We start from the raw sequence: 26,457 nt of genomic DNA, 5'->3' as shown, positions 1-26,457 counted from the left end.
GTAGCAAAGGCTGGTGGGGTCGAAGCCGGCGATCAGCCTTTCGCTCGCCTGCGTCCATTTGCGGATTTCGAGCCGGATGCCGGAAATCACCGTGCCTGGGGGCGAGAAGCCGTTACCGAAGGGCGAATCTTCCTGCCCCCGGCCATTCTCGGCCAGCGGCCCTTCCCACAGATAGGTCGAGAATTCCGTATGCCGCTCCCAACGCAGCGAGCCCTTGCCCCATTTCATGGCATGGTGGCGCGCGTTCCGCTCAGGCGCTGCGATTCCCAGCCGCCGCGAAAGCTCCGAGAGCACGGCATGGTCGACCGCGGCGCCGGCCTCGGTCATGAAGGAAAGCTGGATCAGCACGCGCGGCTTTTCGATCAGCGGGTGCGGACGGGCATGGACCTCGCCGATCGCGCCGGGCCGCCCCTCATGCGCCGGAAAGCCCATGACGCTGCCTTGGGCGCGCGGCTGGAATTCGAGACTGGACATCTCGTCGGACACGGCTGGTCCCCCTGTTTTCGACCCTTCGTGCAACCCGGTGGTCTTGCGGCAATCGGCGAGACGCGTAAACAGCAAATATTAGCATCCGGCGATGACGGCGCGCGGCAGGCGATCCGACCACATTGGGCGAATTGGATAAATAATTTGACCAGTTGGCGACAGACGCTTTAATCTGGGCGACATCCGTTCCAGCTCCAGGCGTCTCCGTTGAGCGACATTTTCTCCAGGATCGAGCATTCGCGCACCGCCGACGAGGTGGTGCAGCAGATCGAGAGCCTGATCCTCGAAGGCGTTCTGCGCACCGGTGACCGGCTGCCGGGCGAGCGCGAGCTGGCGCGCCAGTTCGACGTGTCGCGGCCGATCCTGCGCGATGCGCTGAAGGCGCTGGAGGGACGCGGACTGCTGACGACGCGCCCCGGCGGCGGCACGCATGTCGCCGACGTCATCGGCCAGCTCTTCACCAAGCCGGTGACGGACCTCATCTCCACGCACCGCAAGGCGGTGACCGACTATCTGGAGTACCGGCGCGAGATCGAGGCGGTGGCGGCCGAATATGCGGCGCGGCGGGCGACGCCGGAGGACCTTGCGCTGCTCGACCGCATCATGGCGCGCATGGAGGAGGCGCACCGGACCGGCGACTTCGACGACGAGGCGGAGATCGACGTCGAATTCCATCATGCGGTGTGCGAATGCGCGCACAACATCATCCTGCTGCACACGCTGCGCTCCTGCTACCGGCTGTTGTCGGAAGGCGTTTTCCAGAACCGGCTTCTGGTGTTCGGCGTGCCGGGCGCGCGCGAGGCGCTGCTCGAGCAGCACCGGGCGATCCATGCCGCGATCAAGGCCGGCGATCCGATCGCGGCGCGCAAGGCCGCGATGGACCACATCACCTATGTCGAGCGCTCGATGGCGGAAGCCGAGCGCAGCGGCGACTGGCAGCGCGTCTCCCGGCTGAGGCTGAGACAGCGCTCCGATGCCGGCGATATCGAACCCACACGCAAACGCTCCTAAGCACAGATTTAGCGGGGACCCATCATGAGCGAAATCCTCACCATCGCCGACCTCAAGGACCTGGCACGCCGGAGGGTGCCGAAGATGTTCTTCGACTATGCCGATTCCGGCGCATGGACGGAGAGCACCTACCGCGCCAACGAGGAGGACTTCGGCAAGATCAAGTTCCGCCAGCGCGTGCTGGTCGACATGAGCAACCGCTCGCTGGAATCGACCATGATCGGCCAGAAGGTGGCGATGCCGGTGGCGCTGGCGCCGACCGGGCTGACCGGCATGCAGCATGCCGACGGCGAGATGCTGGCGGCGCAGGCGGCGGAAGCGTTCGGCGTTCCGTTCACGCTGTCCACCATGAGCATCTGCTCGATCGAGGATGTCGCCTCGGTGACCAAGAAGCCGTTCTGGTTTCAGCTCTACGTGCTGCGCGACAAGGATTTCGTGCTCAACCTCATCGACCGCGCCAAGGCGGCGAAATGTTCGGCGCTGGTGCTGACACTCGACCTGCAGATCCTGGGACAGCGCCACAAGGACGTGCGCAACGGGCTTTCGGCGCCGCCGAAGATGACGCTTGCCAACATCATCGACCTTGCGCTGAAGCCGCGCTGGTGCCTGGGCATCGCAGGAACCAAGCGCCGCACTTTCCGCAACATCGTCGGCCACGCCAAGGGCGTGGGCGACGTCTCCTCACTATCGTCCTGGACGAATGAGCAATTCGATCCGCACCTGTCGTGGAAGGACGTCGCCTGGATCAAGGAACGCTGGGGCGGCAAGCTGATCCTGAAGGGCATCCTCGACACGGAAGACGCGCTGATGGCGGCCGAGACCGGGGCGGACGCGATCGTGGTCTCAAACCATGGCGGGCGGCAGCTCGACGGCGCCCCCTCCTCGATCTCCGTGCTGGAAGAGATCGCCGATGCGGTCGGCGACAGGATCGAAGTCCATATGGACGGCGGCATCCGTTCCGGCCAGGACGTGCTCAAGGCGCTCTGCCTCGGCGCCAAGGGCACCTATATCGGCAGGCCGTTCCTTTACGGCCTCGGCGCGATGGGCAAGGACGGCGTCACCAAGGCGCTCGAAATCATCCGCAAGGAGATGGACGTCACGCTGGCGCTGTGCGGCAAGCGCCTCGTCGCCGACATGGGCAAGGACCAGCTCCGCCGCTAGGACGCAGTAGCCAAGATCGCACGGATCGGTTGCGTCGCTAGGGCGTTGTTCATCGATCGGCACTAGGCTTGGCTCCAACTGTGCCTTGGGAACATGTTCACCTTGACCGAAACCGGCATCCACTATCTCGACGGGCGCGGGCCGGACGGCATGCGGCTCTACGCCATCGGCGACGTACATGGACGCCATGACCTGCTCGCCGCCATGCACCGGCGCATCGAAAGCCAACTGGAACATGCGCCCGCCTCCGACTGGCGCATCATCCATCTCGGCGACTATGTCGACCGCGGCCCGGATTCAAAGAGCGTCATCGACTTTCTGATCGAGGCGCGCAAGCGCGATCCGCGCTACATCATGCTGGCCGGCAACCATGATATCGGCATGCTCGAATTCCTGGCCGATGCCGAGCCGGACGGCCTGTTCATGAACTATGGCGGCGTGCAGACCGCGCAGTCCTATGGCGTGGACCTTGTCCGCGACGCCCATTGGTACGGCAAGGCGGAAGCCATCGCGCGCGGACACGCTGCGCTGGTGAAAGCGGTGCCGCGCAGCCATGTCGATTTCCTGCAGTCGCTGACGTTTTCGGTCAGTTTCGGCGACTTCTTCTTCTGCCATGCCGGGATAAGGCCGGGCGTGCCGCTCGACCGCCAGAACCTGCTGGACCTGATCTGGATCCGCGATGCCTTCCACGATCACCAGGAGCTTTTTTCAAAGGTGATCGTGCACGGGCACACGCCCGTCCCGGAGGCCGAAGTGAAGGCCAACCGCGTCAATGTCGACACGCTCGCCTGGAAATCGGGGACGCTGAGCGCGCTCGCCGTCAATGGCGGCGACAAGCGCATCATCGACGTGCAAGGCAAAGCGCTTTAAGGCGTGCTGATATTCAGGTGAGGCCGGCCTGCAAATGGTGTTTTCCTGCGCTTCCGGTGCTCACGTACGTTAAGTACGCTCCGCTCCGGTTCTCGGAAACCACCATTTTCGACTCGGCCTTGACCTGAATCTCAACACGCCTTCGGCGCAATCTCGGCGCGGGCGCGCTTCCGATTTTTGATTGGGCTCAGTCGAGCGAGGCCGTCACGCCGTAGCCGTCGACGGCCCGGTGGTTGGTTGCTGCGTCGGCGGCATAGATGCCCAGGCCGCAGAGCACGATGGCAGACAGCATGACAAAAGACAGGAGTGCTGCTTTCACGGACGTCATCTCTGGTTAAGCTTTCTGCATCTGGGCACGACGCGGTTACCAATGCGTTGAAACGATAAAATGCGTCTCAATGTTTCGACGATTTCGCGCTTCTAAGCAGATTCTGTTTCGCCGGTGTGTCGGCTGGATCACACAAAAGGTTCATGGCGGTTGCACCGGCGATACAAAGCGCGCCCTCTTAGGGGAGCAGCCGGACACAAACCAAGAAAGAAGAGCGTTATCCCCAGGCGCAGGCGCTGAGGCGTGCCAATTATGCCACGCTGCGTCCGCGCGGATGTGTCGAGATGCAGGTCAGGCCGGCCTTACCTGAATATCAACGTACCTTAGATGGTAGCCACCCAGGCGCGGGCGATCGCCAGGCCGGCGGCATCGGCTTCGGGGCCGTTACCGGCCAACTCGTCGTCGAGCCGGTCGTTCCAGTCGGGATGGCGCTCGGCTATCGTTGCCGCGAAGGAGGTGCTCCAGTGGCGCACCATCGGCGTGTCGGCCTCGAAGTGGAACTGAAAGCCATAGACGGCGCGGCCGAGGCGGAAGGCCTGGTTTTCGGCGACCGCGCTGCCGGCGAGCCGCACGGCATTCTGAGGCAGCGCAAAAGTGTCGTCGTGCCATTCGAAGATCGGAAATTGTTCGGGCAGCGCCGCCAGGACCGGATCCGACTTCGCGGCGGGCGTCAGCGAGACCTTGTGCCAGCCGAATTCGGTGGCGCCGCCGATATGGTTGTCGCCACCAAATGCGCGGGCAAGGAGCTGACCGCCGAGGCAGATGCCGAGCACCGAGCGGTCCTTATCGGCGAAATCGCGGGTCAACTCGAGCAGCGCCGGGAAATAGGGATAGTCCTCGTCGGCCAGCGCATTCTGCCCGCCGCCCAGCAAGACCATCGCATCGTGCCCGCCTGCGTCCTGCGGCAACGTATCGCCCTGGTATGGGCGCCGCAGGTCGACATCCGCGCCCGCTTCGGCCAGAGCGGCACCGACCTGACCGAGGCCGGTATTGTCGTAATTCTGGACCACCAGCACGCGCAACGAGAATCCTGCTGACATGAAAAGGCTGGGGCGAGCGATATCATGCGGCCCGTGTTTCAGCCAAGATGCGCGGCGGGAGAGAAAGCTATGCCACTGCAGAACCGGGTCGATCCCTTCGGCGCCATCCATGCCGTGCCGGAACGCGGCCTGTTCACCGGCAATCGCGGCATCATCCATGATCCGGAGACCAAGACTCTGCTGAGGAAGCGCTGGGCCTTGCCGGCCTGGATCATCTGTGTGTGCGAGTTCCGCAATGTGCGGCGCGAGCCGATGGGCCGCAACAGGGGAGGAAAGGCTGGTTGGACCGAATTGTTCTTCCTTGACGAGGTGACGGCGTTGGCCGCCGGCCACCGGCCCTGCTTCTTCTGCCGACGCGAACGGGCGACCGATTTCGTCGGCCGCTTCGGCAAGGCCTTCGGCATCGCAGAGCCCCGCGCGCCGATGGTCGACAAACGGCTGCACAGGGAACGGCTGGCTTCGGGTGGACGGCCCCCTCGCGTAACCGTGCCGGAGCTTGACGGCTTGCCTGATGGAGCGATGATCGCGCAGGGCGACACCGCCTACGCGCTGCGTTCCGGAAAGGCACTTGAATGGTCCTTCGCGGGTTTCGCCGGTCAAACCGGCTTCGATCGCTTCACCGGCCGATCGCTGCGCCTGCTGACGCCGGCGACCACCATCGCGGTGCTGCGGCAAGGCTTTGCGCCTGTCTGGCATCCGACCGCCGACACTTGACGATATCCATCGCCTCGCCCATTGCTCGGCAGATATTCGCGGGATGGCCCGCAAATATCTGCCTAGATTCCCTTGTTTTTCGCAGGTTCTGATCGCAAAACCGCGGGGACACTTTTGCGGGACCTGCCTGGGCCATGCGCGCCAACTACAAAATGCAGCGGTTGTTCGTGCCGGACGATCTAGGCTCAGGCGTCGAATTCGATGCCGGACAGCAGCAGAGCCATTACCTCGCCCATGTGCTGCGGCTCGGCGAAGGCGCCGTGGTGCTGCTTTTCAACGGCCGCGACGGCGAATGGTCGGCTGCGATCGCCGCTAGATCCAAGAAGGCTGTCCGGTTGAAAGTGCTGGAGCTGCAGCGGCCGCAGCCGCCGCTGCCCGACCTCGTCTATTGCTTCGCGCCGCTCAAGCAGGGGCGGCTCGACTACCTGGTGCAGAAGGCGGTCGAGATGGGCGCCGGCGTGCTGCAGCCAGTCATCACCCAGCACACGCAGGTGGCGAAGCCCGGCATCGAGCGGCTGCGCGCCAATGTCGTCGAGGCGGCCGAGCAATGCGGCATCCTCGCGGTGCCGGACGTGCGTGAAGCAGAGAAGCTGGAGCGGCTGCTCGCCAGTTGGGACAGGGAGCGGCGGCTGATCTTCTGCGACGAGGACGCTTCGACCAACAATCCGCTGCCGGCCCTGCAGGCGGTAAGGGAGAAGAAACTTGCGCTTCTGGTCGGTCCCGAAGGCGGATTTTCCGAGGACGAGCGCAGGATGCTGAGGGCCTTGCCTTTCGTCACCGCCATCCCGCTCGGGCCGCGGATCCTGCGCGCCGACATGGCGGCAGTGGCGGCGCTTGCCGCCATCCAGGTGACGATCGGCGACTGGTAAATCAAATCCCATTGAGGCCTGGCTCAGGATTTTTTGCTTGATCGGCTGCCGGCATTTCGTCCATCTAGCGCCGGCGGCCGTCCGGCCTCTGCAGCACCGCGCATGCTTTTCGACGCACGAAGGGCGCTGTAACACTTAGGAACTGTGCAGGACGCCTGGCGGAAGTCGATGCCGATTTCCGGGGCAAAGCGCTCGGAGGGGCCTCATGGCGCGCGACACGACCGATACCCAGCCCATCGAAGGAACCGACGAACTGGTCGGCTATCTGGCCGCCGGCAACAAGCCGCGCGACAAATGGCGCATTGGCACCGAGCACGAGAAATTCCCCTTCTATGTCGACGGCCACGCGCCGGTGCCCTATGGCGGCGAGCGCGGCATCCGCGCCATCCTGGAAGGCATGCAGCAAAAGCTTGGTTGGGACCCGATCATGGATGCCGGCCGTATCATCGGCCTGGTCGAGCCGACCGGCCAGGGCGCGATCTCGCTGGAGCCAGGCGGCCAATTCGAGCTTTCCGGCGCGCCGCTGGAATCGATCCACCAGACCTGTCGCGAGGGCAACGCGCATCTGGCGCAGGTGCGCGAGATCGCCGAGCCGCTCGGCATCCGCTTCCTCGGCCTTGGCGGCAGCCCGAAATGGTCGTTGGCCGACACGCCGAAAATGCCGAAATCGCGCTACGAGATCATGACGCGCTACATGCCGAAGGTCGGCACCAAGGGCCTCGACATGATGTACCGCACCTGCACGATCCAGGTTAACCTCGACTTCGAGAGCGAGACCGACATGCGCCGCAAGATGCAGGTGTCGCTGAAGCTGCAGCCGCTGTCGACGGCGCTGTTTGCCAACTCGCCCTTCACCGAGAGCCGGCCGAACGGGCTGCAGAGCTGGCGCGGCGACATCTGGCGCGACACCGACAACCAGCGTTCCGGCATGCTTGAATTCTGCTTCTCGCCCGATTTCGGCTTTGCCGACTATGTCGAATGGGCGCTCGACGTGCCGATGTATTTCGTCATCCGCGACGGCCAGTATCACGACATGACGCGCTACACCTTCCGCCAGTTCATGGCGGGTGCGGCGCGCAATGAAATCCCCGACGGCCTGCCGACCATGGGCGACTGGGCGAACCATCTCTCTACCTTGTTCCCCGACGTGCGGCTGAAGCGTTTCCTCGAAATGCGCGGCGCCGATGGCGGCCCGTGGCGTCGCATCTGCGCCCTGCCCGCCTTCTGGGTCGGGCTGCTCTATGACGAGCAGGCGCTGGACGCCGTCGAGGCGCTGACCGCAAGCTGGACCTATCGGGAAGCGCTGGCGATGCGCAATGCCGTGCCGGAGCTTGGCATCGCGGCGCCGTTCCGCAACGCCACCTTGCGCGACGTCGCCCGCGACGTGCTCGCCATCTCGCGCATGGGCCTGAAGAACCGCGGCAAGAAGAACCGCGACGGTTATGACGAGACGTCGTTCCTCAACACGCTGGACGAGGTCGTCTCGCGCGGCACCACCAGCGCCGAGGAGATGCTGTCGGCCTACCACACGCGCTGGGGCGGCTCGATCGAGCCGGTGTTCATGGAATATGCCTATTAACTGTCCGGTGTACGCCGAGCGGTTGGGCAGCAAAAGCCGCTTCAATCGGTGATGGAAACGAACTAGGCTCTCCGACGAGGATATTGTCGGAGGAGAACCCAATGCCTTCCCTGTTCGACATTTTTGCCCAAGCCCAGAATGGCGCCGGCATGCAGGCGCTGGCCCAGCAATATGGGCTTTCGATGCAGCAGACGCAGGCCGCGGTCCAGGCGCTGCTGCCCGCCTTCTCACAGGGGCTCCAGCGCTACACCGCCGATCCCTACGGGATGGGCGCCTTCATGACGGCGATGGCGAGTGGGCAGCACGCCAAATATTTCGAGGACGCGACAAGAGCCTTTTCGCCGCAAGGCATCGATGAGGGCAACGGCATTCTCGGCCATCTGTTCGGCTCGAAGGACCTGTCGCGCGCCGTGGCGAACCAGGCCGCGCAGGCGACGGGGCTCAGCCAGCAGGTGTTGCAGCAGATGCTGCCGGCCATGGCCTCGATGATGATGGGCGGGCTGTTCAAGCAGACCAACAATCAGTTGACTGGGGGGCAGATGCAGGCCGCCGGCGGCTTCGGCGGCAGCGGCAATCCGCTCGGCGAGATCATCGAGCAGATGATGCGGCAAAGCGGCGTCGCGCCAGCGCCCCAGACGCCGCAACCCGCGCCCAATCCCTATGGCGAGAATCCGCTCGGCAAGGTGTTGCAGGACATGTTCGGCGGCGGCGCGCAGCCGCAAGGCCAGCCGCAGCAGACGCAAAGCCCCTATGGCGACAATCCGCTCGGCAAGATCTTCGAGGAGATGCTGCGCCAGGGCGGTGGCGGCTTCGGCGTGCCCGGCGGGCAGCCGGCGCCGCAGCCGCAACAGCGCCAACCGCAGCAGAGCGCGCCGCAACAGCCGCAAACCAACCCGAGCGGCCGTCCGCGAAACCCGTTCGACGACATCTTCGGCAAGATGTTCGAGACCGGTGCGCAGCAGCGCGACGAATATCAAAAGGGCCTGGAGACGATCTTCGACCAGTTCAAGCGCGACATGGACCGGCGGTGAACCCTGAACGCCGCCGGAGCGGCGTTCCGCGAGCAAGAGACCCAAGCAGATGCGCCGCAATCCTCGCCGCGACTGCTTGCAGGGGCTTTCGACCACAACTCACTACCGAGTATTCTGGATCACAAGGAAAAGCGGGATGCGCCCTTCGTCCTCTATGTTGCTACTGATGTTTGCCGCATCGCTGATGGGCTGCACAACAAGCAACGGAAACGCCGGCCAAAGCTCGAAGAACGAGGCGCAATGCGTTGGCTTCGGTTTTGAACAAGGTACGGATGCTTTCGCCAATTGCATGATGCAGCTTTCACTGCGGCAGGGAGGCTCGCAGCAGCCCGACCACGATACCCTCGTCAATCAATACAGAAGCCGCAGCAAGGCCCGACAGGGTGACGATCGTTATCCCGTGTGCAGCGCCGCAAACATGGATGCCGAGCTGGATATTACCACGGGTAAGTGGGTCGGCCCCGATTGCCAGATGGCGCCAGACTAGAGCCTGCGTCCCTAAACGGCCTTGCTGGTTTCACCAAATTGCGTGTGGCGGAAACCAACGCTTCCGTCATGTGTCGAAGCAAATAAAAAATGCCCGGTCCTGGAGGAGAACCGGGCAATGTGCAGGCTGGCCGGCGGGGAACCGGCAGGGAGTGTGGGAGCCTGCATGAAGCTTGGTCGCGCCGAGCCGTGAAAAGGTTCAGCGCGACGGGAAATCCGAGGAAACGCCGCCCTTCAGCCTACCTTACGAGCAAGGTCCTCGATCGTGTCGGCGCGCTCGCTGGCGATCACGCGCAGCTTCGCCGTCGGATCGCGGCCGAAGGGCACGCCGATGGCGACATGGAGGTCGGCGCGCGTCAGGCCGATATCGGCCAGCTCGGCGTCGGACATCTCGCCGAGGCGATAGAAGGCGCGACGGTTTTTCCAGGCGCGGTAGCTGTTGGCGATGGCATTGACCACAAGCGTCGCAACGGCCGGACGCGTGGTGATGCGCGGAGTCTCGGAGGCGAATTCAATCGTGGTCATTTCAGTCTCTCCTTCCAGGAGTCGAGCGGACGAAACCAGCCAATCGGCGCCTTGGGAGAAGCGCCGTTCCGGTTTCCATTCATTGATGTGATGCATGTCGTTGTCCCCAGAACCGGGAACCACTTCTGGGCGACATGCACTGTTCTCATGTGGACAATGACAATTTGCCATCGCGCGATTGATTAATCCAACGAATGTTTTTAATCTCTAGCATCAACATCAATGATAGGTTGGACCGATGAAAGCGCCGCTTGACCTCGATCAGTTGCAAACCTTCATCTCGATCGCCGACACCGGCAGCTTCACCCGCGCGGCCGAGGAGGTGCACCGGACGCAGTCGGCCGTGTCGATGCAGATGCGGCGGCTGGAGGAGCGGATCGGCAAGCCACTGTTCGAAAAGGACGGCCGCACCAACAAGCTGACCGAGGAGGGCGACCGGCTGCTTTCCTACGCGCGGCGGCTGATCTACCTCAACCGCGAGACGCTCGCGGCCTTCGACGACCAGCGCCTCGAAGGTACGATCCGCATCGGCACGCCGGACGACTATGCCGACCGCTTCCTGCCCGAGATCATGGCGCGTTTCTCGCGCTCCAATCCGCGTGTCGAGCTGACGGTGGTTTGCGAGCCGACGCCGGGGCTTGTCGAACACATCAAGCGCGGCAATCTCGACCTCGCGCTGGTCACGCATAACGACACGCGCGGCCAGTCGGAAGTGGTGCGTCGCGAGCCGCTTTTGTGGGTCACCTCGGCCAACCACGCCACGCATGAACAGGAAACCCTGCCGATGGCGTTCGGCCGGCCGAACTGCATCTGGCGGCGTGCGGCTGTCGACGTGCTCGACCGGCAGAACCGCGACTACCGCGTGCTGTTCTCCAGCTTCTCGGCCACCGTGATCACCGCGGCCGTGCTTTCAGGCCTGGCGGTCTCGGTGCTGCCGGAATGCGCGCTCAGGCCCGGCATGCGCGTGCTCGGCGAGGCCGACGGCTTCGGCCAATTGCCGGACTGCCGCATCGGCATCATGCGCGGCCAGACCTCACAGCCGGAGATCGTCGACGCCTTGGCCCGTCACATCGCCGAAAGCCTCGACAACATTTCCGTGCCGGTGAGCGAAGAGGCGGGAAGCTTCGACTTCGCCGCGCTCGCCTTTGCCAAGATGAAAAGGGTCAAGGCAAACCAGATCATGCCTGGCTGGTAAGGCGGGAGCAATTCCAGGAAAAGTGTGAAGCGGTTTTCCGTCAGGAATTGCGTTGAAACAAATAGATAGAGCAGTTCGCCGTTTCCGTGAAATGACGAACTGCTCTAGGCCCGAGCGACGGAACGCTCCGGGCCGGCTGACGAAACACCCGGCAGCGCAAGCAACTGGCCGGGCTCCAATGGCGGCGACAGCAGATAGCCCTGGATCTGGTGACAACCCATGCCGACCAGCAAGGCCTTCTGCGCGTCGGTCTCGACGCCTTCGGCGGTCACTTCCACCTTGAGCGCCAGCGCCAACTCGATCAGCGTCTTGGCGATTGCGCGGGCGCTTTCGTCCTCGTCGAGCAGACGCACGAAGGAGCGGTCGATCTTCAGCTTGTCGATCGACTGGCGACGCAGATAGCTAAGGGAAGAGTAGCCGGTGCCGAAATCGTCGAGCACGATGCGCACGCCGGACTGGCGCAGCGCGGCAATCACGGCGCCAATCGTGTCATTGTGCTCGAGCAGAACGCTCTCGGTGGTCTCGAGCTGCAGGCGGGACGGGTCGAGTCCGGTTTCCTTCAGGATGCCGGCGATCTGTTCGGCAAAGCCGGCATCGCGCAGTTGCATCGGCGAGATGTTGACGGCGATCCAGGGAAGTTCGGTCCCGGCGGCAAAGCGGCACGCTTCGCTCAGCGCCCATTTGCCGAGCTCGCCGATGAGGCCGCGCTCTTCGGCAATCGCGATGAACTGCGCCGCGGGCAACGCGCCGTGCACCTCATGCCCCCAGCGGATCAGCGCTTCGGCCCCGAGAATCCGGCGGCCGTCGGCCGCGAAAACCGGCTGATAGGCGAGCTTTATGCCGCCGTCGCCGTCCAGCGCCTTGCGGAGTTCCGACTCGACCTTGCGCTTGCGCAACAAGAGATCGTCCATGTCGCCGGCGAACACCTCGTAGCGGCCGCGACCGTTCTTCTTGGCCTCGTAAAGCGCGATGTCGGCCTTGCGCAGCAGGTCGTCGGCATCCGTATCCGGTCCGGACGAGAGTGCGATGCCGATGCTCGCGCCGACGAAGACCTGGTCGCCAATGAGCCTGAACGGCTCACGCAGCTTCATAAGCAGCCTTTCGGCGATATCTTCGACGCTTCCGGCGTCGGGAATGTCGAGCAGGATCACAGCGAACTCGTCGCCGCCGAGCCGCGCGACAGTATCGGCTTCGCGGATCGTATGCTTGAGCCGCGCCGCCGTCTGGCGCACGAGCTCGTCGCCGGCCGGATGGCCGAGCGTGTCGTTGATGTGCTTGAAGCGATCGAGGTCGAGGTAAAGCAGCGCAACGTGCGTTCCGTCCTGGCCGGCGAAGAGCAGCATGCGCCGCAACCGGTCCTCGAACAGCGCCCGGTTAGGCAGGCCGGTGAGCGTGTCGTGGAAGGCGAGATATTGCGCCTGGTCCTGGCTGGTCTGCAGCGCGGCTGAGGCGCGACGCAATCGGCGCAGCAGGAACACCAGAACGCCGCCCGCCACGAGCAGCGCGATCGCCAAGGCCGGAGCGATCTTGCGCACCAAGGTAAGGCCGGGCCGCAACTGGTCCCAGCCGATATAGCCGAGGATAACACCACGCGAATCGACCAGCGGCACGGCGGCCGGGCCAACCGGCTCGGACAACGGCACCAGGCGCGCGCCATCGAGCAGGTATTTTGCCGCGATCTTGCCGATGACGGCATCGTTGATGAACTCGGCGGAGATATGCAGATATTCCGTGCCAGGCGCCTGGCTGACGCGATCCGAGCTCGGCACCAGCGGCATGACGCTCAAAATAGCGGGCTTTCCCTGGAGCGAGACGAGATCCTGCGCGACCATCTTGGCCGGCTGGCCGGAGGCGTCGGCTTTCAGCGGCTCACCCAACATGTGGCGCAGCTTGTCGATGGTCGGCCGCAATTCCGGCTCGTCCTCGCCGAAAGCCGACGCCGCAACGACTTTGCCTTCCCGCATGGCGTGGATCGCATGGTTGGCGGCGTCAAGGATGTAGACCCGGTTGTGGCCGTAGTAGCTGTACATCCAGGTGCTGAGGTTTTCCTCGATCCAGGCCTGATTGCCCGCCCTCACATTGGTTACCGAGTCATCCCAGACCGTCACGCTTTCCTGCTCGCGCTGGACCGCGGCAATCTGGTCGTTCAGCCCATCGGCGATGAAAATCTTCTGCCGTTCGAGTGAAGCCTCGTCGGCCTGATTGGCGGCGTAGAAGCCGAAGCCGACGACAATCGCCAACGCGAAAGCGGCAAGCGTCAGCACGGTCAACGTGACCTGGTGCGGCAACGGGCTGCTGTCGTGGCGTGCGCTCATCGCGTTTCCTGGCCGGCTCTTGTGCCGTCAGTGAAAGCAAATCGGGCTTAAAATCACGTTATAATATTAGCAGGGGTTCTCCCGGCTTGACGCGAGCCGATAAGCGTTCCCCAATCCGGCGATGAATGAAACAGCAACCGAATCACGCAGCAACGCCACCGAATACACGGTGAGCGAGATTTCCGGCGCGCTGAAGCGCACTGTCGAGGACGCCTTCGGTAATGTGCGGGTGCGCGGCGAGATTTCCGGCTATCGCGGCCCGCATTCGTCCGGCCACGCCTATTTCGCGCTGAAGGACGACCGGGCGCGGATCGATGCCGTGGTCTGGAAGACCACCATGGCGCGGCTGAAATTCCGCCCCGAGGAAGGCATGGAGGTGATCGCCAGCGGCCGGCTGACGACCTATCCCGGCAAATCCAACTACCAGATCGTCATCGACAATCTTGAGCCGGCCGGCGCCGGCGCGCTGATGGCGCTGCTCGAAGAGCGCAAGCGCCGGCTGCAGGCCGAAGGCCTGTTCGACGCCGGCCGCAAGCGGCGGCTGCCCTTCATGCCCAAGGTCATCGGCGTCGTCACCTCGCCGACGGGCTCGGTGATCCGCGACATCATTCATCGCATCAAGGACCGGTTTCCGCTCCATGTGCTGGTCTGGCCGGTGCGGGTCCAAGGCGAGACGACGGCCAAGGAAGTCACCGCGGCCGTCAACGGCTTCAACGCGCTGACTTGGGACGGACCTATCCGCCAGCCCGACGTTTTGATCGTGGCGCGCGGCGGCGGCAGCCTCGAAGACCTCTGGGGCTTCAACGACGAAGGGCTGGCACGTGCCGTCGCGGCGTCGTCCATCCCCGTGATCTCGGCCGTCGGGCACGAGACCGATACGACTCTGATCGACTTCGTCGCCGATAGGCGCGCGCCAACGCCGACGGGCGCGGCCGAGATCGCCGTGCCGGTCAGGGCGGACCTGGAGGCTACCTTGGCCAGCCTTGGCGCGCGGCTCAATGCCTGCGCTTCGCGGCATCTGGAGCGCAAACGCCAGGCGGTGCGCGCGGCGGCGCGCGCGCTCCCCTCGCCCGACCAGTTGCCGGCGCTGCCGCGCCGCCGTTTCGACGATGCGACCTGCCGCCTCGGCCGCGGGCTGACGGTGAATATCGAGCGCAAGCGGGCGACGCTGGAGCGGCAAAGGTTGACGCCGGCGACCCTGTCGCGGCGCGTCAACGAGGCCCGCACACTGACCGGCCGCGACATCGCGCGGGCGCGGGCGGCGTTCTTCGCCATCGTGCGCGAGCGGCGCCAGCGCTTCCAGCGCAATTCGACGCGCCTGTCGCCGGCTCCGATCGCCCGGCGCCAGAAGCTGCAGGCCGACGCGCTGGCCGGACTGTCGCGCAGGCAGGACCAGGCGCTGGCACGGCGGCTCGACCGGATTCGCGCGGCGCTGACCCAGGCCGACCGGCTGCTATCCACTCTTTCGCACAAAGCCGTGCTGGCGCGCGGCTTCGCGCTGGTCAAGGACGCCGACGGCGCCGTCATCAAGCGGGTCGCGGAATTGGCGCCGGGCGCGGCGCTGCAGCTTGAATTCGCCGACGGCACTGCCGAGGCCATCGCCACCAGCGGCGTCGCGCGGCCGAAGCTGGCCGCGAAGCCGTCCGCCAAGGCCAGGGAGCCGGGCAATCAGGGCTCGTTGTTCTGAGGACCGCATGAGCAGTCACGACCCGCATCTTCGCACGCCTTCCGGCAAGCCGCGCCTGCGCTCCTTCGGCATCGCGCTCGACGGCACGCCAGGCCGTTTCAACGCCATCACCGACGTTCCAGGCGTGTCGGTGGGCTACACGACGCTGATTTCCGGCGATGGTCCGCTGCGTGTCGGCAACGGACCGGTGCGCACCGGCGTCACCGCGATCCTGCCAAGGCCGGTTCAGGAACTCGCGACGCCGGTTTTCGCCGGCGTGTTCAGCCAGAACGGCAATGGCGAGCTGACAGGAACGCATATCATCGAGGAGACCGGCGCCTTCAACTTCCCGGTCACCATCACCAACACGCATTCCTGCGGCGTCACCCGCGACGCCACGCTGCGCTGGATGCACAAGGTGCTGCCAGCCGCGCTCGACACAGGCTGGGGCCTGCCGGTGGCGGCCGAGACCTATGACGGCTTCCTCAACGACATCAATGGCCATCATGTGAGCGTGGAGCATGTCGTCGCCGCGCTCGACAGGGCCGGCGGCGGCGCCATCGAGGAAGGCAGCGTCGGCGGCGGCACCGGGATGATCACCTTCGGCTTCAAGGCCGGATCAGGCACCGCCTCGCGCATCGTCGAATGGCAAGACAAGCGCTACACGCTGGGTGTCTTCGTGCAGTCGAATTTCGGCAAGAGGCACAATTTCACCATTCGCGGCCGGCGCATCGGGCAGGAGCTTGTCGACCCGGCGATCCGCGAGGCGACGGCGCGCGCCGAAAAGGGTTCGATCATCGCCGTGGTCGCCACCGACGCCCCGTTCCTACCGCATCAGATGAAGCGGCTCGCCCGGCGCGTGCCGCTCGGCATCGCCATGACCGGCGGCTATGGCTACCACAGTTCGGGCGATATCTTTCTGGCGTTCTCGACCGCCAATCCGGAGGCGGCGCTTGGCGCTTCCGGGCGCATCGGACGCGCGGAGTTCATCCCCGATGTCGACATCGATCCGTTCTTCGACGCGGTCGTGCAAGGCGTCGAGGAGGCGATCCTCAACGCGCTCACCGCCAATGAGGACATGACGGGACGCGACGGCAATTTCGTGCCGGCGCTGCCGAAGGACTGGCTAAAGGAGAAATTCGGCTAAGAAATACCGTCTGCCCGCGCCGGCACGTTTTCACTCCGCCGGCTTGTCGGGCCTTGCTTCGCTGTTGCCCTCTTCGGCGGCCTCCTCGAGGCGCGACGCGATCAGTTCCTGGATGTCGCCGACCTCTTCCTGGATGTCCTCGAGCAGAATGCCTGCCTCGGCGGCTTTGGCGCAGCACTCCTTGGCGAGAGTCTCGGCCTGCTCGATCTGGATCGGCGAATGCTGGCATTGGACTTTCTCGCCAATCCATCCGCGCAAGAACTCGATCGCATGTTCACTCATACTGCTTCTTCCCTGGCGGCAAAGCCGGTTGGTAGCCATGAACGTCCGCACCCTGCAAAGGATGCATGCGCTATTCGAACCGAGTCGCCCCCGACCGGCAAGACATCTTGGCCATGAGACAAGACATCTTGGCCATGAGACGCAGAGCCGCAGGAATGGAAGGGTTCGAGGTGCACGTTCAGATCATTGAGAATGATGGAATGATGGGCCGGGATCGACAGAAGGCCGTCGTCGTTGTTTTTACTTGCCTTTTTCTAATTTCGACAGCGCATTTGCATCACAAACCGTATCGCGGCTTCCCGGTCAACGCTGCCCCGGCCCGAGCCGGAGCAGGCGCTATATAGTGACATCCTCTTGCAATGTCGACTCGGGGCTCCGCCGTCCGGGCGGCTACCTCCCCAAAAGGTTGGTTCGACGGTCCTCAGATGCGTCAGCATGCCAGCGCTGGCGTGTTCGGAGTCGCGCGCCAGCAACACATCCAGGACGAGTTGGTGCTCGCTGGAGACTGAGAGCGAAACCTAAGGATTATTTTGACGTGAACGGCCCGGAAAGATGATGGTTACGCAGCAAGGTAGAGAGCCGGTTCGCGGCTTCGGCGAAAACCTCGCCCTCCGAAGAGAGCAACGCCTCCCGCTCTTGCACGGATGCAGCCAGGAGACGCTCCCAGAATCCGGCCACCACAGCGCCCGCACCGGCCAAGTCGGCGGCAACCGCCTGGTCCGCGGCGAGTGCCGCGAGGTGCCGGGGCGTAATGCCGCCGATACCGGGAGGGACTTTCGCACCCATATCGACGAAACCCGGAGGCAACGAGCCTTTCAGATTGGTGACGTGACGCTCGGTGATGACCGCGTGGATCTGGTCGACCGCCTGCTTGGCGCCGGCGACGCGAGAGGGATGATCGGTGTCGGCCGCGGCATGCGGGAGGAGCTCCAGACGCGGGCCATAGGCTTCGACCAGTTTGAGATAGGGCAGCATTGGTCCTGAAAGCTTGCCGCCGTTCTTGAACAGGTCCGCATCGATCGCCGCATGGGAAACGCGCCCTGACGCCAGCGCGCGCTCCAGCGCTGCAACATCGACCAGCTCGCCGCGATCATAGTTGATAAGCACGGCGCCGTGATTGAGGAGGGAGAGGACTTCATCTCCGATCAGTCCGGCATTGGCGTATCGTTGCGCGCCGGGATCGAAAGCACCGAGGCCAAGGTGGACTGAAAGAGCGTCGGCGCCGCGCGCCGCGTCTTCCATGGTCGCGGCGTAGTCGAAGCCTTCCAGCTCGATCCATTTTTGGTGACGGGGCCGCGCATGAATGGCGACCCGCATGCCGAAGGCCTGGCCGAGCCTGGCGAATTCCCGGCCGATATTGCCATAGCCGATCACCGCCAGTCTTTTGCCTTCGAGCTTCTCGGTCGGGTAATGGCGCAGGTCCTTTCCCGTATCGAACTGCCCGCCGGCAACGAGGGCGTTGAGCTTGTCAACTGGAAGGTCAGGCCTGACTTTCAGCAGCGCCTTCATGGCCATCTGCGCGGTGGCGCGGCTGTTGATGCCGGGCGTGTTCATCAGCGGCGCTTCGCCGCCTTCGCCGCTGCCGCCGCTCCAGGATGCCGAGCCCATATTGCCGGTGCCGGCGCCGATGCGCACCCCGCCGAGCCGGAATCTGGTCTCGGCCGGAATGAACGTCGCGGCGGCGATGACGGCGTCGTAGCGGCCGTCGCCGGCCTCGGCCAGCAATTCGTCGCGCGTGCTCAATTGCGGCTGGTAGAAGAAATGCAGCTTGCCGGGGTCAAGCGCGCCGGCCTTGGCGATGCCTGTCTGGTGGAACACGCCCCCCTTGGCCTCGATGTAGGCCTTGACCTCGCTATGGTCGGGATTGCCATCGGCCCCAAACCGGAGGCCGACAAAATCGCAGATCAGAATATTGGCCGATGTCATGAGGCGTCGTTTCCCTGCAACTGTCTCCAGCTACTCCAATCCGGAGTTCGATGGACCGCGCGAAGCGGCATATCCGGGTCGCAAGCGAGAGATTTGCTGCAGGTGTCTAGAATCTGTCGGCTCTGAACGACGACGGGTCAAGCATCGATTTGGTTGGCCGGAAGGCTGGCCAGATTCCAGGGTTCGATATTCCCGGTTCCGCTGCTGTCGAAGAATGGTCATTCTTCGACAGATGAAGGATTGCAATCGTTGGGCACTTGGAGCGGCGAACCTTCCATCCAGAACCGGCCACCCGCTCCAAGTCTTTCTGCATCCCGCCGGATCCTAAAGCGCGTCGCGATCTTTCAGATTCGCTCCGTGCGCTTTAGGTTTTTGATTTGCGCATGTCTATATCCCGAAACCGGTTCCCACTTTCGGGAGACATGCTTTACCCGTGCCGGATTTCCGTGCCGAGCACTTTCAGGCATTCCCGGATGAAGGCGGCGAGAGCCGTCCAGCCCTTGGCCGAAACCATCGTGCCGTCGACATAAGCCTCCGTCGGAGACAGGTCGATATAGGTGCCGCCGGCGAGCGTCACTTCCGGCTCGCAGGCCGCCAGCGCACCGACCTTCTTGCCGCGTACGACGCCATCGACCGCGATCAGGATCTGCACGCCGTGGCAGATGGTGAAGATCGGTTTCTTCGTTTCGTGGAAATGACGCACCATCGCCTGAATGCGCTTGTCGGTGCGGATGTATTCCGGTCCGCGGCCGCCGGCGCAATAGACGGCGTCGTACTGATCGAGCTGCTTCTCCGCGTCGGCGAACGTCTTGTTGATCAGCGCATAGTGGCCGAGCTTCTCGGTATAGGTCTGGTCGCCCTCGAAATCGTGCAGCGAGGTCTTGATTACGTCGCCGGCATTCTTGTCGGGGCAAACGACGTGCACGGTGTGACCGACGGCTTCCATAGCCTGCTGATAGACAAAGATTTCGTATTCCTCGGTGAACTCACCGGTCAGCATCAGTATTTTCTTGGCTGGCATGACTTGTCCTTTCGATTTTGGGAATGCCAAGGCGCTGCCGCGCCCTGGCTGTCGCAAAGTTCGGTTTGCCGATTGTCAGAAGGGAGAATCCGGGAAGTAGTATTCCTTGGCATTGGCCTGGGTGATCAGCGGCGCATCGAGCTTGACGTGGCCGCGAACGGGGGCCTGGCCGATCAGATTGGCCACAGTCATGTAGACGGCCGTCTTGATCATCGAAGGCGGATAAGGCGTCTCGACGGGCGTCACGGCGTCACCGTCGATCACCTTCTTGACGATGTCCTTCATGCCGTTGCCGCCAAGCGCCAGCTTGATGTCGGTGCGGCCCGACTGCTTGACCGCCTCGAGCACGCCGAGAAGCATGTCGTCGTCATTGGCCCAGACGGCATCGATATGCGGATATTTGGCGAGGTAGTCCTGCATCAGCTTGAACGCCTCGTCGCTGTTCCAATGGGCGTATTGGATGTCGAGCACCTTGATGCCGGTGCCCTTGATCGTGTCCTGGAAACCTTTGATGCGCTCGTCGTCGATCACGGTCGGGATGCCGCGCAGCACGACCACGTCGCCCTTGCCGCCGAGCTTGTCGATCATGAACTTCGCGGTGTTGGCGCCGACCGCGATGTTGTCGCCGGCCAGGTACAGGTCCTGGATCGAGGCATCGGTCAGGCCGCGGTCGACGACGGTGATGAAGGTGCCCATGTCCTTGATCGCCTTGACCGGCTGGGTCAGCTCCTCCGAGGTGTAGGGCAGGATGACCAGCGCATCGAGCTTGCGGCTGGCTGAAAGGTCCTCCAGCGCGCTGACCTGATCGGCCGCGGACGGCGAGGTCTTCACCACCACCTCGACATCGGGAAAGGCCGCGTTGATTTCCTTGGCGGCGGCCTGGGCGTGATAGACCACGCCAGCCGTCCAGCCATGGTCCGCCGCCGGGATTGACACGGCGACCACCTTCTTGTCGGCCGCCAGCGCCTGGCCGGCGACCACCAACGCGCCGACGGCCACGGCCGCAAACCATTTTCTACTGAACATTACAAACCTCCCAGAGATGAGGACCAATCAAACACAGGCATCCGCCCGGTCCCGAGACGGATTATTTGGAGAAGCGCTGCACGAGCATGGCGATGATGATGATGACGCCCTGAACCGCGGCGACGAGGTATTCGGAAACGAAGTCGGAGAGCACCATCAGGTTGGCGATCAGTTCCAGGATCACCGCGCCGGCGATCGTGCCCCAGATGCGCCCCTTGCCGCCGCGAAGCGCGGTTCCGCCGATGACGACGGCGGTGAGGACCTGCAGCTCCCAGAGCTGTCCTGTGGTGGGTGTGGCGGCGCCGAGCCGGGGCACATAGCAGATGGCCGCGATGGCGACGCAGGCTCCCTGGATGACATAGGCAATGGTGCGCGTCTTGATGACCGAGATGCCGGAGTAGCGCGCCACGTCCTCGTTGGCGCCAACGGCGGCGCATCTGCGGCCATATTTGGTCTTGTAGAGGACAAAGGCGCCAAGCACCGCGACGATCGCGGAGATCAGGATAGGAATTGGGATCCCGCCCAGGGTTCCGAAATAGACCGGCCGGTATGCCTCGCGCAGCGACTTGTCGATCGGGATCGTGCCGCCGTTGGTCATGTAGGTGATAAGCGCCCGGAAGATGCCCATGGTGCCGAGCGTGGCGATGAACGGCTCGATCTTGCCCACGGTGACGATGACGCCATTCGCCAGGCCGCACAGCAGCCCCGTCACGACCGCGATCGCCATTCCAGCCGGAATGGCCCAGAGGCCGAGGCTCGGCGCCATCATGTTCATGAACATGATGGTGATGCCGGCAATGAAAGCCACCATCGAGCCCACGGACAGGTCCAGGCCGCCCGACGAGATGACGAATGTCGCGCCAACGGCGATGATGGCGACATAGGCGCTGCGCGTGATCACGTTGCTGAGGTTCGTTGCGGACAGGAAGTCGGGATTGACCAGGAATCCCAGCGCAAGCAGCGCCGCAAGCGCAAGGAACGGGCCGGCGTCGGCCCATGAGAATTGGTATTGCCGCTCGCTTCGCGCCGGCGCGGACTGGGTAAGCGCTGTCACTTTGTTCCTCCCTGGGCGACGTGCGCACGCGAGCTGGTTGCCAGCAGCGCGATGTTGCTCTCGGTCATCGTTTCGCCCGAGACTTCGCCGCTGATCCTGCCCTCGCGCATGACGATGACGCGGTCACAGATGCCCACCAGTTCCTGCATCTCCGAGGAAATGACGATGCAGGCTTTGCCCTGCCTCACGAGATCCTGGATGAAGCCGTAGATCTGCGCCTTGTTGGCGATGTCGATGCCGCGGGTCGGCTCGTCGATGATGACGACGGACGGATCGCTCAGGAGCACCTTGGCGAGCAGAAGCTTCTGCTGATTGCCGCCGGAGAGCTGCCCGGCCCGCGCGCCAAGGCTCTTCAGGCGAATGTCGTAGCTGGAGATTGCCTGCGCCAAGGCCCGCGCTTCGCGATCGCGTCTTACGATGAGACCGGGATGCAAGCTGGCGAGGGCGGACAGAGTGAGGTTCGGCCCGAGACGCTCCTGCAGGAGCAGGCCCTTGCCCTTGCGGTCCTCGGTCAGATAACCGATGCCGGCTTCTATGGCTTCGCGCTGGGAGCGTATCCGAACCGGAGCGCCGTTGAGTTCGACCGTAGCGATTCCCGGCCGGAGTCCGAGCATTCCTTCGAACAGCTCCGTTCGCCCGGCGCCGATCATTCCGGCGAAGCCCAGAATCTCGCCTTTGTGCACGGTGAACGACACGTCCTCGACGAAGCCTGGAACCACGGCGTTGCGGACGCTCAGCATCGGCTCGTTTGTCCGCGTCACCTGCTTTTGGGGATAAAGCGCGTTGAGCTCGCGGCCCACCATCAGCCGCGCCATGTCGATCTGCGTCAGTGTATGGCCCGGATAGGTGCCAACCAATTTGCCGTCGCGCAGGACGCTGACCTTGTCGGCCAGCCGCTGCACCTCGTCGAGCCGGTGGCTGATATAGAGGACCGCGATGCCGCGTGCCTTGAGTTCGAAGATGATGGTGAGGAGACGCTCGACTTCTCCCCCCGTCAGCACGGCTGTCGGCTCATCGAAGATGACCACCCGATGCTCGTCGAGCAAGGCACGGGCTATCTGCACCAGTTGGCGATCCGCCAACGAGATGTCGCGCACGAGAGACGTGGCCGAGACCTCGCAGCCCAGCTCCGCGAGCTTTGCCGCAGCGAGGCGGCGCATGCGCGCATCATCGACAAGGCCACCCTTGGTGAGCTCGCGGCCGAGGAAAAGATTGTCGGTGACGCTCAGCGCATCGGCGAGCAGGATCTCCTGATGCACCAGGGCGATGCCGGCGGCCTGAGCCTGGTCCGGCCTGCTGAAGCGCACCCGGTGCCCCGCCATGGACAACGTGCCTTCGGTCGGCTCGATGTAACCGGACAGCAGCCGCATGAATGTCGACTTACCGGCGCCGTTCTCGCCGATGATCGCATGGATCTCGCCGGGCTGGATGTCGAGCGTGACATCCGACAGCACGGTGACGGCGCCGTACTGCTTGGACAGCCCCTCGGCGCACAGCACCGCGGGGCCAACCGGAAGGCCGGCTGCGGGCGCAACAGCGCTATCTCCGTCGATGCGGGCGGCAAGGGAGCGGTTACTCGAAGGCGGGCAGGAGGCGGTCCCGCGAATTCTCAATGTGCACGTGCATCGCCTTCTCGGCGGCATGCGCGTCGCCGGCCGCGAAAGCAGCGAGAATCGCCTCGTGCTCATCCAGCGCTTCTTCGGTGACGCGCGAGTGGTACATCAGGCGGAAAATGTGGAAATGCGTATGCTGGTGGTTCAGCGTCTCGCGGATGAGCTCGTTCTGCGCGAACTCCATGATCTTGTCGTGGAAGATCGCGTCCTGCCGCGCGAAATTGGAATAGCGCAGGCGCTCGTCCTTCCCCACCCGCCGCGCCATCACGCCCGCCGCTTCCTGCAACACCGCGAGGCGCTCTTCGTCCAGCGCTGCCGTAGCCTTGGCGGCGGCAGCGGGCTCCAACAGAAGGCGCAGCTCGTAAAGCTCGTCAAACCGGCGCCGGGTGATTTGCGGGGCGGCGCGATAGCCGATCAGGTGGGTTTTGACCACCAGGCCCTCCCCCTCCAACCGCCCGAGCGCTTCGCGGATGGGCGTGTGTGAAACGTCGAATTCCCTGACGAGGTTGTCGACGGTGATGCGCGATCCCGGCGGAATCTTCAGCGACATCAATTGCGCGAAGATTGCTTCGTAAACATCGCCCGCCAAGCTGTTGGCGCGCTGGATGCGGCCGCTTGAGCGAGCTTCGGTTTCAACCGTCAGGTCGGGATTTTCCATCGGTTACCTCTTGACAGGAGCAAGGCCTAACATGATGCTCCGGCCAATTCAATAGGATATCCTATACGATTTTATAGAGGATACGAACGGATGGGCTATGAACCGCACTCCGCACTCAATGACGCGGGCAAGAAGCCGACAAATCACCGGCCTGCGAACTGAAGGCGGCCCCTACCGATGATCACGACGTTTTTTCATCAGTCTCTTTCGAAAGATCTCGATCCATGACCCTCTTTGCAGCCGCGCGCCTCCCGCGCGAAATCCTCTTCGGCAAAGGCCAGCGCCATGCGCTGCCTGCCATTGCCGGCCGGCATGGCCAGCGCGCATTCATCTGCACCGACGAAAGGCTCGCCGGCACGCCTGAGTTCATCGAGATGCTCGATGGGTTGAAGGCTGCCGGGATCGACACGCTCGTCCACGACCGCACCTTGCCGGATGTGCCGCGCGACAGCGTCGGCGCCTGTATCGCGGAGGCGAAGGATTTCAGGCCGGACATGGTGATCGGCGTCGGGGGCGGCAGTTGCCTCGACATGGCCAAATGCGCCGGGCTGCTCATCAGCCATGGCGGCAAGCTCCAGGACTATTATGGTGAGTTCAAGGTGCCGGGCCCTACCCTTCCTCTTATCGCTGTGCCGACCACGGCCGGCACGGGTTCCGAAGTTACTCCCGTCGCGGTGATCTCCGACCCGGAGCGGACGCTGAAGGTCGGTATCTCCAGCCCACATCTCATCGCCGCGGTTGCGCTGTGCGACCCGGACCTGACAGCGACCTGCCCGCCATCACTGACCGCCATCGCCGGTGCCGACGCGCTGACGCATGCGATCGAGGCCTTCACCGCGGCAAGGCGCGGCGCCGATGCCGATCTGGCGCAACACCATGTCTTCGTCGGCAAGAGCGCGCTGACCGATCATTTCGCCCTTCTGGCGATCAGGCTCCTCGGCCGCAGCCTCGAAGCAGCCTATCGCGATGGGTCGAACGAAAATGCACGGGCCGATGTCATGATGGGAGCGCTGGCCGCCGGCTGCGCCTTCGGCACGGCGGGAACCGCCGCCGCCCATGCGGTGCAGTATCCGGTCGGCGCGCTCACCCACACGCCGCATGGCCTGGGCGTCGCCACGATGCTCCCCTATGTGATGCGCTACAACCTGTCGGCGGCAACCTCGGAGATCGCAGAAATCGGCATTGCGCTTGGCCTGCCGCGCCAGGACCGCGATGCCGGTCAGCTGGCCGATGCCGCAATCACGGAAGTCGCGCGACTGTTCAACGCCATCGGTATCACCCGGACGCTGGCTGACCTCGGTCTTGCCGAGGACAAGATCGACTGGACGGCGGAACAGGCGCTTGGCATCGACCGGCTGATCAAGAACAATCCCCGCCCCTTCGACCTGCCCGCGATGCAGCGCCTGGTCAGGGCTGCTTACAGCGGCGACATGTCGGCCGCGGCAATGTGAGGGAAGGAGCCCGATTGCAATGAACATTTCCCACCTAACAGTTGATCAGGATTCCGACATGTCCGAATACATCCCGTTCTCGCAAGGCCTTTACATCGGCGGGAAATGGCGACCCTCCTCCGACGGCCGCGTCATCGAAGTGGTTGACCCATCGACCGAGGCTGTGATCGCCGCGATTCCGGACGCGACGCTCGCCGACGCCGCGGCAGCGGTCGAGGCGGCGGCACAGGCGGCGGCGGGCTGGCGCGAGACCCCGCCGCGCAAGCGGTCGGAGATCCTGAGGCGCTGCTTCGAGCTGATGACCGAACGTGCCGAGACTTTGGCCGCATTGATTTCGCTGGAGAACGGCAAGGCCCTGCGTGACGCGCGCGGCGAAGTCGCCTATGCGGCCGAGTTCTTCCGCTGGAACGCGGAGGAAGCGGTTCGCATCAGCGGCGAGTTCGGCCTTGCGCCGTCCGGCGCGAACCGGATCGTGGTCGACTTCCAGCCCATCGGCATTTGCGTTCTGATAACACCGTGGAACTTCCCGGCGATGGCCACGCGCAAGATCGCGCCGGCGCTTGCCGCCGGCTGCACCGTCATCCTGAAGCCGGCCAGCGAGACGCCGCTGACGGCCTACGCGCTTGCCGCCCTCTACGAGGAAGCCGGCGTGCCGCCGGGCGTCGTCAACGTCATCACCACTTCGAATCCAGGGCCGGTGACTGCGGCCATGCTGGCCGACGCGCGGGTGCGCAAGCTCTCCTTCACCGGCTCGACCGGCATCGGCCGCTTGCTCCTTGCCGAGGCGGCGAAGCACGTCATTTCCTGCTCGATGGAGCTTGGCGGCAATGCGCCGTTCATCGTGCTCGACGACGCCGATCTCGAGGCGGCGCTCGACGGCGCGATGATCGCCAAGATGCGCAACGCCGGAGAGGCCTGCACGGCGGCCAACAGGCTCTACGTCCAGGCGGGCATCCATGACGCATTCGCCGAAGGCCTGCGCAAACGCATGGCGGCGCTCGCC

25 protein-coding genes are annotated in these 26,457 nt (G+C 64.1%); 13 read left to right on the top strand and 12 right to left on the bottom strand.

Going from position 1 to position 26,457, the window contains the following annotated elements; genetic code table 11:
- On the bottom strand, positions 1–486 hold a 486-nt coding region (locus tag EOA24_RS04005; protein ID WP_127409597.1), incomplete at its 3' end, for a DUF3422 family protein.
- 207 nt (positions 487–693) lie between these two features.
- Here EOA24_RS04005 and EOA24_RS04000 point away from each other — a divergent pair.
- The 3 genes from EOA24_RS04000 (at position 694) to EOA24_RS03990 (ending at position 3,528) form a co-directional block, all read left to right on the top strand.
- Positions 694–1,497: an FCD domain-containing protein gene (locus EOA24_RS04000; protein WP_126078882.1), complete on the top strand. Its 804-nt coding sequence runs from the start codon at positions 694–696 to the stop codon at positions 1,495–1,497.
- Positions 1,498–1,521: 24 nt separating this feature from the next.
- Positions 1,522–2,658, top strand: coding sequence for an alpha-hydroxy acid oxidase (locus EOA24_RS03995; protein WP_127256843.1), 1,137 nt, complete (start codon positions 1,522–1,524; stop codon positions 2,656–2,658).
- Between the two features lie 102 nt (positions 2,659–2,760).
- Complete coding sequence (locus EOA24_RS03990) at positions 2,761–3,528, top strand: metallophosphoesterase (protein ID WP_126078883.1); 768 nt, start codon at positions 2,761–2,763, stop codon at positions 3,526–3,528.
- A 187-nt stretch (positions 3,529–3,715) separates the two neighbouring features.
- On the opposite strand, the gene EOA24_RS43825 is transcribed toward EOA24_RS03990, so the two are convergent.
- Together EOA24_RS43825 and EOA24_RS03980 are read right to left on the bottom strand one after the other, a co-directional pair.
- Positions 3,716–3,847, bottom strand: coding sequence for a hypothetical protein (locus tag EOA24_RS43825; RefSeq protein WP_263498119.1), 132 nt, complete (start codon positions 3,845–3,847; stop codon positions 3,716–3,718).
- 332 nt (positions 3,848–4,179) lie between these two features.
- The gene (locus tag EOA24_RS03980) at positions 4,180–4,878 is read right to left on the bottom strand and encodes a type 1 glutamine amidotransferase (RefSeq protein WP_126083514.1); all 699 of its coding nucleotides are present in this window, start codon (positions 4,876–4,878) and stop codon (positions 4,180–4,182) included.
- A gap of 87 nt (positions 4,879–4,965) precedes the next feature.
- On the opposite strand from EOA24_RS03980, the gene EOA24_RS03975 reads away from it, so the two are divergent.
- From EOA24_RS03975 to EOA24_RS03955, 5 genes are all read left to right on the top strand, one after another.
- Complete coding sequence (locus EOA24_RS03975; protein WP_126078884.1) at positions 4,966–5,610, top strand: hypothetical protein; 645 nt, start codon at positions 4,966–4,968, stop codon at positions 5,608–5,610.
- A 134-nt stretch (positions 5,611–5,744) separates the two neighbouring features.
- Positions 5,745–6,479, top strand: a complete 735-nt coding sequence (locus EOA24_RS03970; RefSeq protein WP_127409596.1) for a 16S rRNA (uracil(1498)-N(3))-methyltransferase — start codon at positions 5,745–5,747, stop codon at positions 6,477–6,479.
- A 205-nt stretch (positions 6,480–6,684) separates the two neighbouring features.
- The gene (locus EOA24_RS03965; RefSeq protein WP_126078886.1) at positions 6,685–8,058 is read left to right on the top strand and encodes a glutamate--cysteine ligase; all 1,374 of its coding nucleotides are present in this window, start codon (positions 6,685–6,687) and stop codon (positions 8,056–8,058) included.
- Positions 8,059–8,159: 101 nt separating this feature from the next.
- Positions 8,160–9,089 (top strand): DUF937 domain-containing protein, encoded by a 930-nt coding sequence (locus tag EOA24_RS03960; protein WP_126078887.1) that lies wholly within the window; start codon positions 8,160–8,162, stop codon positions 9,087–9,089.
- 49 nt (positions 9,090–9,138) lie between these two features.
- Positions 9,139–9,576, top strand: a complete 438-nt coding sequence (locus tag EOA24_RS03955) for a hypothetical protein (protein WP_126078888.1) — start codon at positions 9,139–9,141, stop codon at positions 9,574–9,576.
- 233 nt (positions 9,577–9,809) lie between these two features.
- Here the strand turns inward: EOA24_RS03955 and EOA24_RS03950 are convergent, their stop codons facing one another.
- Positions 9,810–10,100: a DUF1127 domain-containing protein gene (locus EOA24_RS03950; protein ID WP_126078889.1), complete on the bottom strand. Its 291-nt coding sequence runs from the start codon at positions 10,098–10,100 to the stop codon at positions 9,810–9,812.
- A gap of 238 nt (positions 10,101–10,338) precedes the next feature.
- Between EOA24_RS03950 and EOA24_RS03945 the strand changes: the two genes are divergently transcribed.
- Positions 10,339–11,295, top strand: coding sequence for a LysR substrate-binding domain-containing protein (locus EOA24_RS03945; protein ID WP_042640974.1), 957 nt, complete (start codon positions 10,339–10,341; stop codon positions 11,293–11,295).
- 104 nt (positions 11,296–11,399) lie between these two features.
- Here the strand turns inward: EOA24_RS03945 and EOA24_RS03940 are convergent, their stop codons facing one another.
- Complete coding sequence (locus tag EOA24_RS03940) at positions 11,400–13,610, bottom strand: EAL domain-containing protein (RefSeq protein ID WP_126078890.1); 2,211 nt, start codon at positions 13,608–13,610, stop codon at positions 11,400–11,402.
- Between the two features lie 121 nt (positions 13,611–13,731).
- Here EOA24_RS03940 and xseA point away from each other — a divergent pair, with 121 nt between their 5' ends.
- Together xseA and EOA24_RS03930 are read left to right on the top strand one after the other, a co-directional pair.
- Positions 13,732–15,297, top strand: coding sequence for an exodeoxyribonuclease VII large subunit (gene xseA, locus EOA24_RS03935; RefSeq protein WP_127409595.1), 1,566 nt, complete (start codon positions 13,732–13,734; stop codon positions 15,295–15,297).
- Positions 15,298–15,304: 7 nt separating this feature from the next.
- Positions 15,305–16,423, top strand: coding sequence for a P1 family peptidase (locus EOA24_RS03930; protein WP_126078892.1), 1,119 nt, complete (start codon positions 15,305–15,307; stop codon positions 16,421–16,423).
- Positions 16,424–16,453: 30 nt separating this feature from the next.
- Here EOA24_RS03930 and EOA24_RS03925 read toward each other — a convergent pair whose 3' ends face one another.
- From EOA24_RS03925 to EOA24_RS03890, 7 genes are all read right to left on the bottom strand, one after another.
- Positions 16,454–16,705 carry a DUF768 domain-containing protein gene (locus EOA24_RS03925; RefSeq protein ID WP_042640970.1) on the bottom strand — a complete coding sequence of 84 codons (252 nt, stop codon included), beginning with the start codon at positions 16,703–16,705 and terminating at the stop codon, positions 16,454–16,456.
- A 525-nt stretch (positions 16,706–17,230) separates the two neighbouring features.
- Complete coding sequence (locus EOA24_RS03915; protein WP_127256730.1) at positions 17,231–18,631, bottom strand: NAD(P)-dependent oxidoreductase; 1,401 nt, start codon at positions 18,629–18,631, stop codon at positions 17,231–17,233.
- 427 nt (positions 18,632–19,058) lie between these two features.
- Positions 19,059–19,652 carry a DJ-1/PfpI family protein gene (locus tag EOA24_RS03910; protein ID WP_112130067.1) on the bottom strand — a complete coding sequence of 198 codons (594 nt, stop codon included), beginning with the start codon at positions 19,650–19,652 and terminating at the stop codon, positions 19,059–19,061.
- A 75-nt stretch (positions 19,653–19,727) separates the two neighbouring features.
- Positions 19,728–20,678 carry a substrate-binding domain-containing protein gene (locus EOA24_RS03905; protein WP_126078894.1) on the bottom strand — a complete coding sequence of 317 codons (951 nt, stop codon included), beginning with the start codon at positions 20,676–20,678 and terminating at the stop codon, positions 19,728–19,730.
- A gap of 61 nt (positions 20,679–20,739) precedes the next feature.
- Entirely contained in the window at positions 20,740–21,732 is a 993-nt protein-coding gene (locus tag EOA24_RS03900) for an ABC transporter permease (protein ID WP_127409594.1), read from the bottom strand.
- The gene (locus EOA24_RS03895) at positions 21,729–23,231 is read right to left on the bottom strand and encodes a sugar ABC transporter ATP-binding protein (protein ID WP_245501752.1); all 1,503 of its coding nucleotides are present in this window, start codon (positions 23,229–23,231) and stop codon (positions 21,729–21,731) included. The genes EOA24_RS03900 and EOA24_RS03895 overlap by 4 nt, the downstream gene beginning before the upstream one ends.
- A gap of 73 nt (positions 23,232–23,304) precedes the next feature.
- A complete protein-coding gene (locus tag EOA24_RS03890; protein WP_126078896.1) occupies positions 23,305–24,003 on the bottom strand; it encodes a GntR family transcriptional regulator in 699 nt (232 codons plus the stop codon).
- A gap of 224 nt (positions 24,004–24,227) precedes the next feature.
- On the opposite strand from EOA24_RS03890, the gene EOA24_RS03885 reads away from it, so the two are divergent.
- Together EOA24_RS03885 and EOA24_RS03880 are read left to right on the top strand one after the other, a co-directional pair.
- Positions 24,228–25,454, top strand: coding sequence for an iron-containing alcohol dehydrogenase (locus tag EOA24_RS03885; RefSeq protein ID WP_126078897.1), 1,227 nt, complete (start codon positions 24,228–24,230; stop codon positions 25,452–25,454).
- Between the two features lie 19 nt (positions 25,455–25,473).
- A partial coding sequence (locus EOA24_RS03880; RefSeq protein ID WP_127409593.1) for an aldehyde dehydrogenase family protein occupies positions 25,474–26,457 on the top strand: 984 nt, incomplete at its 3' end.

This window comes from Mesorhizobium sp. M2A.F.Ca.ET.039.01.1.1, from assembly GCF_003998035.1.
Taxonomy (GTDB): domain Bacteria; phylum Pseudomonadota; class Alphaproteobacteria; order Rhizobiales; family Rhizobiaceae; genus Mesorhizobium.
The sequence above is the reverse complement of the archived record's forward strand: the minus strand, read 5'-3'. Positions and strand labels throughout refer to the sequence as shown.

Excerpts from the sequence above, each read along its gene's own strand:
- EOA24_RS03885 (WP_126078897.1), top strand. The coding sequence starts at position 24,228 with ATGACCCTCTTTGCAGCCGCGCGCCTCCCGCGCGAAATCCTCTTCGGC.
- EOA24_RS03955 (WP_126078888.1), top strand. The coding sequence starts at position 9,139 with ATGCGCCGCAATCCTCGCCGCGACTGCTTGCAGGGGCTTTCGACCACA.
- EOA24_RS03940 (WP_126078890.1), bottom strand. The coding sequence starts at position 13,610 with ATGAGCGCACGCCACGACAGCAGCCCGTTGCCGCACCAGGTCACGTTG.
- EOA24_RS03925 (WP_042640970.1), bottom strand. The coding sequence starts at position 16,705 with ATGAGTGAACATGCGATCGAGTTCTTGCGCGGATGGATTGGCGAGAAA.
- EOA24_RS03975 (WP_126078884.1), top strand. The coding sequence starts at position 4,966 with ATGCCACTGCAGAACCGGGTCGATCCCTTCGGCGCCATCCATGCCGTG.
- EOA24_RS03890 (WP_126078896.1), bottom strand. The coding sequence starts at position 24,003 with ATGGAAAATCCCGACCTGACGGTTGAAACCGAAGCTCGCTCAAGCGGC.
- EOA24_RS03910 (WP_112130067.1), bottom strand. The coding sequence starts at position 19,652 with ATGCCAGCCAAGAAAATACTGATGCTGACCGGTGAGTTCACCGAGGAA.
- EOA24_RS03945 (WP_042640974.1), top strand. The coding sequence starts at position 10,339 with ATGAAAGCGCCGCTTGACCTCGATCAGTTGCAAACCTTCATCTCGATC.
- EOA24_RS03970 (WP_127409596.1), top strand. The coding sequence starts at position 5,745 with ATGCGCGCCAACTACAAAATGCAGCGGTTGTTCGTGCCGGACGATCTA.
- EOA24_RS03905 (WP_126078894.1), bottom strand. The coding sequence starts at position 20,678 with ATGTTCAGTAGAAAATGGTTTGCGGCCGTGGCCGTCGGCGCGTTGGTG.
- EOA24_RS03960 (WP_126078887.1), top strand. The coding sequence starts at position 8,160 with ATGCCTTCCCTGTTCGACATTTTTGCCCAAGCCCAGAATGGCGCCGGC.
- EOA24_RS03995 (WP_127256843.1), top strand. The coding sequence starts at position 1,522 with ATGAGCGAAATCCTCACCATCGCCGACCTCAAGGACCTGGCACGCCGG.
- xseA (WP_127409595.1), top strand. The coding sequence starts at position 13,732 with ATGAATGAAACAGCAACCGAATCACGCAGCAACGCCACCGAATACACG.
- EOA24_RS03965 (WP_126078886.1), top strand. The coding sequence starts at position 6,685 with ATGGCGCGCGACACGACCGATACCCAGCCCATCGAAGGAACCGACGAA.
- EOA24_RS03915 (WP_127256730.1), bottom strand. The coding sequence starts at position 18,631 with ATGACATCGGCCAATATTCTGATCTGCGATTTTGTCGGCCTCCGGTTT.
- EOA24_RS03950 (WP_126078889.1), bottom strand. The coding sequence starts at position 10,100 with ATGACCACGATTGAATTCGCCTCCGAGACTCCGCGCATCACCACGCGT.
- EOA24_RS03930 (WP_126078892.1), top strand. The coding sequence starts at position 15,305 with ATGAGCAGTCACGACCCGCATCTTCGCACGCCTTCCGGCAAGCCGCGC.